An 11,029-nucleotide genomic window follows, 5' to 3' on the forward strand; every position below is an offset into this window, starting at 1 on the left:
CCCGGCGCCCGGGGGCACCCGGCGCACGGCCGAGACCCGGCGAAACGCCCCACGCGCCCAATCCTCACCGGACTGTGACGTCTCGGGCGGCGCGGTACCCCGGGCTGTCGGAGATACTGAGCGAAGGTTTACGGTTCGTCTGCCCGCCGCCCGCAACCCTCGACCGGGCACCGGACCAGAAGCGACAGCGCAGTGTGCAGCAAGGCCGGGAGGGGCTACCGCCACACGACGCTTTTGGGGGGCTTGAAACCTATGGACCCGAACACCCGGGGGCCCGAGGAGCACGGCCGCGAGGATGACGGCCACGCGCCGCGCCCGCGCCCGTCCAGGGACCCCCTCACACCCGACCTCGGCCAGCACGGGCCCGCGCAGGCCCGCATGGTCCAGGTCGTCTCCGGGGACCTCCTGCTCACCGTCAACCCCGTCGACGGCAGCGAGATAGAACCCTGCCCGCCCGCCGGACTCCCCGAACGCCCCACCCGGCGCAGCGCCGCCGACCGCGCGGACGCCGACCGCGCCGCCGCGCCACCCGTCCCGCCCGGACCCGCCCGGCCCGCGCTGCCGCTGCTGGGCCGCGACGAGGAACGCGAGCGCCTGGTCCGCCTCCTGGCCCGCGGCCGCTCCGTACGCCTCACCGGCCCCGCCGGTTCCGGCCGCACCAGCCTCCTCGACCTGGCCGCCGAGGACTGCGCGGACCTCGCCCCCGACGGTGTCGTCCGCCTGAACGGCTTCCACCGCACCGCCGACGATCTGCTGCACGACCTCCTGCACACCGTGCACAGCGCGCCCCGCCACCGCCCGGCCCGCGAGGAACTGCTGGAGTGCGTCCGTGACATCGGCGCCGTCGTCGTCCTCGACGACCTGGAGTTCGGCGGGGCGGCGCTCGACGAGCTGCTCGACGCCACCCCCGAGTGCGCCTGGCTGTTCGCCGCCACCCCCGACGTCGCCGCACCGTCCGCCGGCTCCGCCGTCGAGGAGGTCTTCCTCGGCGGACTCGACCGGGCCGGCGGCGTCGAGCTCATCGAGCAGTCCCTCGGCCGCGTCCTCACCGAGGACGAGGCCAACTGGGCGGGCGACCTGTGGTTCGAGTCCGAGGGCCTGCCGCTGAGGTTCGTCCAGGCGGGCGCCCTGCTGCGGCAGCGCGACCGGCTGCGCGCCGGCGTCGACGCGGTCGACGAGTACGGCGTCTTCGAGGACGCGGTGCCCCTCGACGCCCCCGTGCCGGACGAACCGGACGAGGACGTACCGCTGCCCGCTCTCGGCGAGGCCGCGGCGCCCGCCCCGCTGCTCGCGTCCCGCCTCAGCGCGTCCGCCCGCGCCACCCTGCGCTTCGCCGTCGCCCTCGGCGGCGAGGTGCCGCACCAGGCGCACCTGCCCGCCCTCGTCGGCGACACCCACGCCGACGCCGCGCTCGGCGAACTCGCCGCCTGCGGACTGGTCTCCCCGGTCGGCTCCCGCTACCGGCTCGCCGCCGGCGTCCAGACCCAGCTGGAGGCCGCCGGATACGCCGACGACGCCACCGAGCAGGCCCGTACCGCCGCCCGGCACTACACCTGGTGGGCCGGGCATCCCTCGGTCACCCCCGAACGGGTCTGCGCCGAGGCCGACGCCGTTCTCGCCGCCCTCACACCGCTCGTCTCCGCGGGGCCCGACGAGGAGGACGGCGAGCACACGGCCGTCGCGCTCGCCCGCGCCGCCGCGCCCGCGTTCGCCGCGGGCCTTCAGTGGGGCGCCTGGGAGCGGGCCCTGCGCGCGGGCGCCGAGGCGTCGCGGCTCGCGGGAGAGGTCGCCGAACAGGCCTACTTCCACCACGAACTGGGCGTCCTCGCGCTGTGCGCCGGCCGGCTCGACCGGGCCCGTGCCGAACTCGAGGCGTCCGTCGGGCTGCGCGGCGCGGTCTCCGACAAGCGCGGGACGGTCGCGGGCCGCCGCGCTCTCGCTCTCGTCGCCGACCGCGCGGGTGATGTGCCGGGCCTCCCGGTGACGGCGGGGGAGGAGGTGGCGGCCGCCCGCTCCGAGGAGTCCGCCTCCCCGGCGGCCGGTGTGCTCGCGCCGATTCCGCCGCTGCCCCGGCCCGCCCCGGACGACGGCGTCACCGTCGTCGCCCACCAGGCCGCTCCCGCTCCCCACGGCCCCGCGGCGGGGCGGCGCGGCGGCATCAGGGGCCTGGCCCGCCGCAATCTCGTCGCGGCCGGCGCCGGGGCGCTGCTCGTCGCCGTGCTCGGTACGGTCGTGACGCTGGGCGCCACTTCCGACAACGACGCGCACACCCCGTCCGACCAGGTCGGCGTCACCCCGTCCGCCGGCCAGGACCTCGACGACGGCACTCTGGGCGCCGACGCTCCGCAGAAGAACGGCGACGACCCCCGCGGCGCCACCGGCACCCCGGCCGCCCGCCCCACGGACCCGGGCCCCGACGGCACCTACGGCACGGCGGACGACCCGACGCCGACCACGGCGGCGGGACCGTCGGACCGGCCGACGGGGACGCAGCAGACGGGGGGAGGGGCCCCCACGCAGCCGTCGGAACCGGCGACGAACCCGCCGACGACGAAGACCTCGTCGAAGCCGACGACGTCCCCGAAGCCCTCGACGCCCACTTCGTCGTCTCCCTCGCCCACCGAAACGGAGACGACGGGACCGTCCACGTCGCCGACCGACACGTCGTCCCCTTCCACCTCCAACACCGCGAGCGGCCCCGCCTCCTCCAGTGCCCCGGCGGGATCCAGCAGCTCGGCGAGCGCGCCGCAGAGCGGCACGGCGAGCAGCACGGAGTCGGTGATCTGACTCCGCGTACGGCGAAGGGCCGGCCCCTCGACCGGGGCCGGCCCTTCCGTACGGTGTGACGTCGCTCAGAACAGCCGGAGCTTGTCGTCCTCGATGCCGCGCAGGGCGTTGTAGTCCAGGACCTGGCAGCCGATGCCGCGGTCCGTGGCGAGGACGCGGGCCTGCGGCTTGATCTCCTGCGCCGCGAAGATGCCGCGCACCGGTGCGAGATGCGGGTCGCGGTTGAGGAGCTCCAGGTAGCGGGTGAGCTGCTCGACGCCGTCGATCTCACCGCGCCGCTTGATCTCCACCGCGACGGTCCGGCCTTCGGCGTCCCGGCACAGGATGTCCACGGGGCCGATCGCGGTCATGTACTCGCGCCGGATGAGCGTGTAGCCCTCGCCGAGGGTCTCGATGCGGTCGGCGAGCAGTTCCTGGAGGTGCGCTTCCACGCCGTCCTTGATCAGGCCGGGGTCGACACCCAGTTCGTGCGAGGAGTCGTGGAGGATCTCCTCCATCGTGATGATCAGTTTCTCGCCCGCCTTGTTGACGACGGTCCAGACGCCCTCCTCCTCGCCGGTGCCCTCCTTCAGCGTGCACGGCGGCGACATCCAGTTCAGGGGCTTGTAGGCCCGGTCGTCGGCATGGATGGAGACGCTGCCGTCCGCCTTGACCAGGATCAGTCGGGGCGCGGAGGGCAGGTGGGCGGTGAGCCGGCCGGCGTAGTCCACGGAGCATCGGGCAATGACGAGACGCATGGTCGGCAACGCTACTCGACGGACACCCGTGCACGCGATTCGCCCGGTGAGCCGCCCCTAATCTCCCTGATTCCGCCTGTTCCACACTGGCCGATTGTGTGCCCAACTGGGCGTTCCTATCTGCCCATTCGCCTGGTGCCGTCACGGTCTGTTGCCTACCGTAGAAAACGGGAGGTCGCTATGCGTGTACTCACCGTGTTCGGTATTTCGGCATCGCGGGCTCCCCTTTCCGTGTCCGGCAACCCCTGCTGTGCGGGGGTGCGAGAGGAGAACCCATGTCGCTCGACGTCTCACCGGCCCTACTCGAACAGGCCGAGCGAGGCGAGGTCGACGAAGCAGCATTCGTCGACTGCGTCCGGACCTCCCTGCCCTACGCATGGGAGATGATCAGCTCCCTGGTGGCCCAGCTGAAGGTGGACGGCGGCGAGTTCGCCGACAACCAGACGCCCCCGCCGGACGAGCAGGCACGCGGCCAGCTGCTGCGCGCGCTCGCCAGTGACGCGATACGCGGTGCCCTGCAGCGGCACTTCGGTGTGCGGCTGGCCTTCCAGAACTGCCACCGCGTGGCGGTGTTCCCGCTCGACTCCTCCGTGGACGAGACGCTGGCGCGCTTCACCTCGATCCGCAACCAGCTGCTGAACCAGTCCCCGGAGCTGCGGGACTGCTGACGCGGTGAGGTCTCCCGCTTGCCGCTCCGCCCGGGGAGGTGCAGACATCGAAACCGGAGCGGCAAGCTCCCCGGGACGCTCTCAGGGCAGATGGGGGAGTACCTCGGCGCCCAGGCGCCGGACGTTCTCCTCCGTCGCCGCGAGGTCGCCCGAACCCTCCACCAGCAGGGCGAACCGGGAGATACCGGTCCGCTCGCCGGTCGCCGTGAGCCGGTCGACGGCGAGCCGCGGCGTGCCCACCGGGTGCAGCCCGCACAGCAGCTCGGTGTACGCCAGCGGGTCCCGCATCCGCCGCTGCCTGCCGTCGACGGTGACATGGGCGTCGAGCCCCTGCTTCAGCCAGCCCGGCATGGCCTTGGTCAGTGTCTCCACCGCGTCCGTGCGCCGGTCGGCGAGCTGGCAGACGCCGGCCGAGACATGCGCGGCCGACCGGATCTCGTCCTCGTCGCGGCCCGCCGCCCGAGCGGACCGCCGCCACAGGGCGACCATCTCGGCCTTCTCCTCGTCCCCGATGTGCATCCCGAGCAGCATGGGCAGTCCGCGCTCGGCCGCCAGCCGCACGCTCGACGGCGAGGTGCACGCCACGATCACCTCCGGGCCCGGGTCGTCCGTGAGCGCCTCCGACGGCCTCGGTACGACGGACACCTCGCGGAAGCGGAACCGCTCGCCGTCCGCCGACACCCGCGCGTCGCGCAGCCAGCGCGTCAGCAGATCGAGTGATTCCGGGAAGCCGTGCTCGTACGCCCCGAGGCCCGAGCCGAACACCTCGAGGTCCACCCACGGCCCGCCCCGGCCCACGCCCAGCGAGAACCGGCCGCCACTCGTCAGATGCAGCAGCGCGGCCTGCTCGCCGAGCGCGACGGGATGCGCCGTCGGCAGCACGCTGACCGCCGTGCCCACCCGCAGCCTGCGGGTACGGCCCAGCAGCAGCGCGGCCAGGGTGACGGCCGACGGGCACGTGCCGTAGGGCACGAAGTGGTGCTCGGCCAGCCAGGCCGTGTCGAGCCCCGCCTCCTCGGCGACCTCCGCGGAGCGGACCGCGCGGTGCAGCGCCTCTCCCGGGCCCTGGCCGGGGAACTGGGCCGCCAACACGAAACTTCCAACGCGCATCGCTTTTCCTGCTTCCTCGGCTCCGACGCGGAGCTCCCCCACCCGGCATAACCGTCTGACACGTGCCGAGGACACGGCCTGACGGAGTAATTTGCGGATTGTCGGGAGAATCCCGGGGAACGCCGGGCCCCGCAGGGGCACTTGGCGAGGCGCTCCCCCCGTCCCGGAGCGGGGAGTACCCCGGAGCGCGCCGCGTACGCTGGAAACGGCCCGTGCCCCCTGTATAGCTCCGTGAGGTGTTCCGTGTCCCCGCGTCGCAACCGCCCCAAGGCTTCCGGCTCGCCCGGCCGCAGCGCCGAGGACGACCAGTCGAGCCGGTACGGCGGCTGGCAGTCGTCGGTGAGCTGGCAGGGCGAGCACTGGAGCGTGCGGCACGTGGCGGGTGCGAGCGCCCAGGGCAAGAGCTACCGCTGCCCGGGCTGCGACCAGCTGATCCCCGACGGCGTCCCGCACGTCGTCGCCTGGCCCGAGCACGCGGGTGTCGACGACCGCCGCCACTGGCACAAGGCCTGCTGGAACGCGCGGGACCGCCGCACCACGCGGGTGCAGCGGTCCCGGAACGCGCCGAAGTTCTAGTACGCCCTCACACGTCGTACGCCCTCACGCCTCCTGTGCCTCCAGGCGTCCTGAGCCCCTACGCGTCTTACACCCCTATACGTCCCGCTTCTCCAGCAGCGCCCACGCGGCGGCGAACGCGGCGGCCGTCGCGACGAGGGCGATCCACAGCGGGTCCCAGCCGGAGGGGCCGTTCTCGCCGATGGACGTCGTGTAGAACACGCCGAGCTGGGTCGGGATCGAGTAGTCGAACAGGAACTCGCGGACCTTCTGCAGCGACTCCGTCACCATGAACAGCGCGAGCACCAGCGGGGCCAGCACCAGACCGATCATGATCGTGATGGCGCCGGCCGAGTGCCGGATGATCGAGCCGATCAGCAGGGAGAACAGGGCGAGCAGCGCCATGTAGAGCGAGACGCCGACGGTGGCCTTGAACCACTCCCCGCCGGTCGCCTCCTTCGCGTCGGAAAGGATGCCGGTCAACGCGAACGAGACGAACGCGGTCGACACCAGCGTGACCGTGAACACCACCGTGAACAGCACGATCGCCTTCGCCGTCAGCACCCGGGCGCGCGTCGGGCAGGCCACCGTCGTGGTGCGGATCATGCCGGTGCCGTACTCGGAGGCCGTGGTCAGCACCCCGAGGGTGATGACGCAGACGCTGCCCAGCAACACCCCGAACAGGCCGAACGGCAGCGGGCTGCTGCTCGCCAGGTCCTCCGGCGAGGCGTTGGCCGCGAGGAGCGCGCCGGTCATCAGGCCGATGCCGACGACGAGCAGCACGAACACCCCGAGCGTCCACAGCGTGGAGCGCACCGAGCGCAGCTTGGTCCACTCGGAGGCGACGGCGTGCCCGAGGTGCGTGCGCACGACCGGGATCGGCGAGGTGTAGGCGGGGGCGCCGGGCGCCGGCTGCCAGGTCGGCGCGGCCTGCGGCGTCGGGAACTGGGGCGAGCTCATCGGGCGTCCTCGGACTGGGCGGTGGTCGGTTCGGCGGAGGATGCGGCGGACGCGGGCGACTGGGCCTGCGGCGCCGGGGCCCCGGCGGGGGCCTGCGGCGCGGGGGCCTGCGGGGCGACCGGCTGGGCGGGGGCCTGCTGGGCGTACGGGTTCACCGGGGCCGCGCCCGGTGCCTGCGGGGCGCCGTACGGAGCCGCGTGGGGTGCCTGCGGGGCGCCGTACGGGCCCGGGCCGCCCTGGGGCGGCGGGAACGGCTGCCCGCCCTGCTGGGGCGGCGGCGGGGCGTACCAGCCGGGCTGGCCCTGCCCGGGCACCGGCATCGGCGGTTCGGCGCCCGGCGGCAGCGGCTGCTGGAAGGCGGCCTTCTGGTCGATCGTGGAGCGGTAGTCGACGGCCGTCTGCGTCATCCGCATGTACGCCTCTTCCAGCGAGGCCTGGTGCGGGCTCAGCTCCCACAGGCGTACGTCGTGCTCGTGGGCGAGGTCGGAGATGCGCGGCAGCGCCAGTCCCGTCACCCGCAGCGCGCCGTCCTGCTCGGGCAGCACCTGGCCGCCGGCCTCGGTGAGCGCGGCCGTGAGCTTCTCACGCTGCTGCGGCTCGCTGTCGGGGGTGCGCACCCGCGCGAAGCCGGCGGAGTTCGCCGCGATGAAGTCCTGCACGCTCATGTCGGCGAGCAGCTGACCGCGCCCGATGACGATGAGGTGGTCGGCGGTCTGCGCCATCTCGCTCATCAGGTGGGAGGAGACGAACACCGTGCGCCCCTCGGCGGCGAGCGCCTTCATCAGGTTGCGCACCCACAGGATGCCCTCCGGGTCGAGGCCGTTGACCGGCTCGTCGAAGAGCAGCACCTGCGGGTCGCCGAGCAGCGCGGCGGCGATGCCGAGCCGCTGGCCCATGCCGAGCGAGAAGCCCTTGGAGCGCCGCTTGGCCACGTCCTGGAGGCCGACCACGCCGAGCACCTCGTCGACGCGGCGGGCCGGGATGCCGGACAACTGCGCCAGGCTCAGCAGGTGGCTGCGGGCGGAGCGGCCGCCGTGCACCGCCTTGGCGTCCAGCAGGGCGCCGACCTGGCGGGCCGCGTTGGGCAGCCGGCGGTAGGGGTGGCCGCAGATCGTGACCGACCCGGCGGTGGGGTTGTCCAGGCCGAGGATCATCCGCATCGTCGTCGACTTGCCCGAGCCGTTCGGCCCGAGGAAGCCGGTGACGGCGCCGGGCCGTACCTGGAAGGAGAGGTTGTACACAGCGGTCTTGTCGCCGTAGCGCTTTGTCAGGCCGACTGCTTCGATCATGCTCCGCACCCATCGCAAGGTTCAGGACAGCGGGGCACACGCCCCCGTAAGGGTTAGGAGGATATCCAGGAGCTGACGGTTCCACCCAAGAGAAGGCAAAGACCGAGCCGGGGCCGGTCCGGGTCCGGGTCCCGGTCCGGGGCTAGGCGTCGCGCCGCTTCAGCAGGAGGTATCCGCCGGCCAGGACCGCCGCCACCCACGCCACCATGATCCCGAGGCCGCCCCAGGGGCCGTACGGGGTGTCGTCGCCGACCGGGGTGACCACCTGCATGATCTTGCTGCCGGCCTGGTCGGGCAGGTACCGGCCGATCTTCTTCGTCGCGCTGACGTTGCCGAGGATGTTCGAGATCAGGAAGAAGAACGGCATCAGGATGCCGAGCGACAGCATCGGCGAGCGCAGCATCGCGGCGACGCCCATCGAGAACATCGCGATCAGGGTCATGTACAGCCCGCCGCCGAACACCGCGCGCAGCACCCCGGGGTCGCCGATCGAGGCCCGGTGCTCACCCAGCATCGCCTGCCCGAGGAAGAACGTGGCGAAGCTGGTCGCCATGCCGACCACCAGCGCCAGCCCCGTCGCGACGGCCACCTTGCTGAACAGGAACGTGCCGCGCCGGGGCACCGCGGCCAGCGAGGTGCGGATCATGCCGGTGCTGTACTCGTTCGACACCACCAGCACCCCGAACACGATCATCGCGAGCTGGCCGAGGGTCATCCCGGCGAAACTGATGAAGGTCGGGTCGAAGGAGAGCCGGTCGCTGCGGCTCATGTTGTCGAACTCGTTCTTCGACAGCGCCGAGATCAGCATGCCGAGGGCGATGGTGACCACCACGGCGAGGGAGAGCGTCCAGACCGTGGACGCCACCGACCGGATCTTGGTCCACTCCGAGCGGATGACCTGGACCGCCGCCATGGCTCAGTCCCCCTTCTGCCAGCCGGCGCCCCACGGCTCCTGCGGCGCCGGGGGTGTGCCGTCGTGTGCGTGGTACTCCACCGCCTGCGCGGTCAGCTGCATGAACGCCTCCTCCAGCGAGGCCTGCTGACCGCTCAGCTCGTGCAGCACGATCTGGTGCTGCGCCGCCAGCTCACCGATCTGCTCGCTCTTGCCGCCCTCCACCTCCAGCACCCCGCTGCCGGTCTCCACGACGGTGATCCCCGCCTGGTGCAGCACGTCCAGCAGCCGCTCGCGCTGCGGGGTGCGGATCCGTACGAAGGCGCGGGAGTTGTGGGCGATGAAATCGGCCATCGAGGTGTCGGCCAGCAGCCGGCCCTGTCCGATGACGACGAGATGGTCCGCGGTGAGCGCCATCTCGCTCATCAGATGGGACGAGACGAACACCGTCCGCCCCTGCGCCGCCAGCGACTTCATCAGGTTGCGGATCCAGTGGATGCCCTCCGGGTCGAGGCCGTTGACCGGCTCGTCGAACATCAGGATCCGCGGATCGCCGAGCAGCGCGGCGGCGATGCCGAGCCGCTGCCCCATGCCGAGCGAGAAGCCCTTGGTCTTCTTCTTCGCCACCGCCGTGAGACCGACCGTCTCCAGCACCTCGCGCACCCGGCGGGTGGGGATGCCGTTGCTCTGCGCGAGGCACAGCAGGTGGTTGTAGGCGCTGCGCCCGCCGTGCCAGGCCTTCGCCTCCAGCAGCGCGCCGATGTACGTCAGCGGGTCCTTCAGCTGGTCGTAGTGGATGCCGTCGATCCGCACATCCCCGGCCGTGGGCCGGTCCAGGCCCAGGATCATCCGCATGGTGGTCGACTTGCCCGCGCCGTTGGGACCGAGGAAGCCGGTGACGATGCCGGGTCTGACGGTGAAGCTCAGATTGTTCACCGCCACCTTCTCGCCGTACCGCTTGGTCAGCCCCTCGAGCTCGATCATGCGGCCACGCTAAGACGGAACGAAGCCCTCCGCCAGTGCTGGCGGAGGGCTTCTTCAGTCGTTCGGACGCCGTACCCCGGGCGTTGTGAACCGGTCAGCGCGACTGCTGCGCCGGCACCCCACGAGAGACCTGCTCGTCGTCGCCCGGCGTGCCCGCGGCAGCGACCGCCGCACCGGTCAGCGTGGCGAGCATCTCGCGGACGTTCGTCAGCTGGGCGTTGATGGAGTCGCGGCGGTTGGTGAGCGCCGCGAGCTCGCGCTCCGATTCCGAGCGGATGCGGTCGGCCTTGGCGTTGGCGTCGGCCACGATGTCCTCGGCCTGGCGCTGAGCCGTCTCCACCGTCTGGCGGGCGCGGCGCTCGGCGTCCGTGCGCAGCTTCTCCGCCTCCAGACGCAGCTGCTCGGCGCGGTGCTCGATCTCCGCGAGCCGCTTCTCGGCCTTGGCCTGACGGGAGGCCAGGTCGCGCTCGGACTGCTCACGGCGCTTGGCGAGGTTCGTCTCGAAGTCGGCGGCGGCCTGCGCGGCCTTGGCGCGGGTCTCCTCGAAGAGGGCGTCCGCCTCCTCACGCTTGGACTGCGCGTCCTTCTGCGCCTCGGTGCGCAGCTGCGCCGCGTCGGCCTTGGCCTTCTCGACGATCCGGACGCCCTCGTCCTCGGCCTTCGCCTTGCGGTCGGCGGCGTAGGACTCCGCGTCGTTGCGCACCTGCTGGGCCGCCGACTCGGCGAGGTCGCGGTGCTGCTCGGCGGCGCGCCGGGCCTCCTCGCGCAGCTCCTTGGCCTCTTCCTCGGCAAGGCGCAGGATCTTCTCGACGCGCGCGCCGAGCCCGGCGTAGGACGGCTCGGCGTCCGTCACCTGAGCCTGGGCGTTCTGCGTCTCGAGGTGCAGCTCCTCGATGCGCTTCTCCAGAGCGGTGATACGGGAGAGGGCCTGGTCACGGTCGGAGACGAGCTTGGAGATACGTTCGTCCACCTGAGCGCGGTCGTACCCACGCCGCACAAGCTCGAAGCCGTAGGGGGAAGTGTCGCTCATGGGGTTCCTGTCGAATG

General features: G+C 72.6%; 10 protein-coding genes. 3 read left to right on the forward strand and 7 right to left on the reverse strand.

Annotated elements, in window-relative coordinates; all coding sequences use genetic code 11:
* Positions 1-252 precede the first annotated feature (252 nt).
* Complete coding sequence (locus tag AB0E88_RS19260) at positions 253-2,787, forward strand: ATP-binding protein (protein WP_361631782.1); 2,535 nt, start codon at positions 253-255, stop codon at positions 2,785-2,787.
* 65 nt (positions 2,788-2,852) lie between these two features.
* On the opposite strand, the gene nucS is transcribed toward AB0E88_RS19260, so the two are convergent.
* On the reverse strand, positions 2,853-3,524 hold the full coding sequence (gene nucS, locus AB0E88_RS19265) for an endonuclease NucS (RefSeq protein ID WP_361631784.1): 672 nt from the start codon (positions 3,522-3,524) through the stop codon (positions 2,853-2,855).
* 275 nt (positions 3,525-3,799) lie between these two features.
* Between nucS and AB0E88_RS19270 the strand changes: the two genes are divergently transcribed.
* On the forward strand, positions 3,800-4,192 hold the full coding sequence (locus AB0E88_RS19270) for an SCO5389 family protein (protein WP_361631786.1): 393 nt from the start codon (positions 3,800-3,802) through the stop codon (positions 4,190-4,192).
* An 81-nt stretch (positions 4,193-4,273) separates the two neighbouring features.
* On the opposite strand, the gene AB0E88_RS19275 is transcribed toward AB0E88_RS19270, so the two are convergent.
* Complete coding sequence (locus AB0E88_RS19275; RefSeq protein ID WP_361631788.1) at positions 4,274-5,302, reverse strand: LLM class flavin-dependent oxidoreductase; 1,029 nt, start codon at positions 5,300-5,302, stop codon at positions 4,274-4,276.
* Between the two features lie 243 nt (positions 5,303-5,545).
* Between AB0E88_RS19275 and AB0E88_RS19280 the strand changes: the two genes are divergently transcribed.
* The gene (locus AB0E88_RS19280) at positions 5,546-5,878 is read left to right on the forward strand and encodes an ATP/GTP-binding protein (protein WP_361631790.1); all 333 of its coding nucleotides are present in this window, start codon (positions 5,546-5,548) and stop codon (positions 5,876-5,878) included.
* Between the two features lie 75 nt (positions 5,879-5,953).
* Here AB0E88_RS19280 and AB0E88_RS19285 read toward each other — a convergent pair whose 3' ends face one another.
* The 5 genes from AB0E88_RS19285 to AB0E88_RS19305 form a co-directional block, all read right to left on the reverse strand.
* Entirely contained in the window at positions 5,954-6,817 is an 864-nt protein-coding gene (locus tag AB0E88_RS19285) for an ABC transporter permease (protein WP_361631792.1), read from the reverse strand.
* Entirely contained in the window at positions 6,814-8,106 is a 1,293-nt protein-coding gene (locus AB0E88_RS19290; RefSeq protein WP_361631794.1) for an ABC transporter ATP-binding protein, read from the reverse strand. The genes AB0E88_RS19285 and AB0E88_RS19290 overlap by 4 nt, the downstream gene beginning before the upstream one ends.
* Positions 8,107-8,248: 142 nt before the next feature.
* Positions 8,249-9,019, reverse strand: a complete 771-nt coding sequence (locus AB0E88_RS19295; RefSeq protein ID WP_361631796.1) for an ABC transporter permease — start codon at positions 9,017-9,019, stop codon at positions 8,249-8,251.
* A 3-nt stretch (positions 9,020-9,022) separates the two neighbouring features.
* Positions 9,023-9,982: an ABC transporter ATP-binding protein gene (locus AB0E88_RS19300; RefSeq protein WP_361631798.1), complete on the reverse strand. Its 960-nt coding sequence runs from the start codon at positions 9,980-9,982 to the stop codon at positions 9,023-9,025.
* Between the two features lie 94 nt (positions 9,983-10,076).
* Positions 10,077-11,012: a cellulose-binding protein gene (locus AB0E88_RS19305; protein WP_361631800.1), complete on the reverse strand. Its 936-nt coding sequence runs from the start codon at positions 11,010-11,012 to the stop codon at positions 10,077-10,079.
* Positions 11,013-11,029 lie beyond the last annotated feature (17 nt).

It is taken from the genome of Streptomyces sp. NPDC028635, from assembly GCF_040637635.1.
Lineage (GTDB): Bacteria > Actinomycetota > Actinomycetes > Streptomycetales > Streptomycetaceae > Streptomyces.

Bases quoted from the DNA above. Each gene is read 5' to 3' on its own strand.
- AB0E88_RS19300 (WP_361631798.1), bottom strand. From the start codon at position 9,982: ATGATCGAGCTCGAGGGGCTGACCAAGCGGTACGGCGAGAAGGTGGCG.
- AB0E88_RS19305 (WP_361631800.1), bottom strand. From the start codon at position 11,012: ATGAGCGACACTTCCCCCTACGGCTTCGAGCTTGTGCGGCGTGGGTAC.
- AB0E88_RS19285 (WP_361631792.1), bottom strand. From the start codon at position 6,817: ATGAGCTCGCCCCAGTTCCCGACGCCGCAGGCCGCGCCGACCTGGCAG.
- AB0E88_RS19290 (WP_361631794.1), bottom strand. From the start codon at position 8,106: ATGATCGAAGCAGTCGGCCTGACAAAGCGCTACGGCGACAAGACCGCT.
- AB0E88_RS19260 (WP_361631782.1), top strand. From the start codon at position 253: ATGGACCCGAACACCCGGGGGCCCGAGGAGCACGGCCGCGAGGATGAC.
- AB0E88_RS19275 (WP_361631788.1), bottom strand. From the start codon at position 5,302: ATGCGCGTTGGAAGTTTCGTGTTGGCGGCCCAGTTCCCCGGCCAGGGC.
- AB0E88_RS19295 (WP_361631796.1), bottom strand. From the start codon at position 9,019: ATGGCGGCGGTCCAGGTCATCCGCTCGGAGTGGACCAAGATCCGGTCG.
- AB0E88_RS19270 (WP_361631786.1), top strand. From the start codon at position 3,800: ATGTCGCTCGACGTCTCACCGGCCCTACTCGAACAGGCCGAGCGAGGC.
- nucS (WP_361631784.1), bottom strand. From the start codon at position 3,524: ATGCGTCTCGTCATTGCCCGATGCTCCGTGGACTACGCCGGCCGGCTC.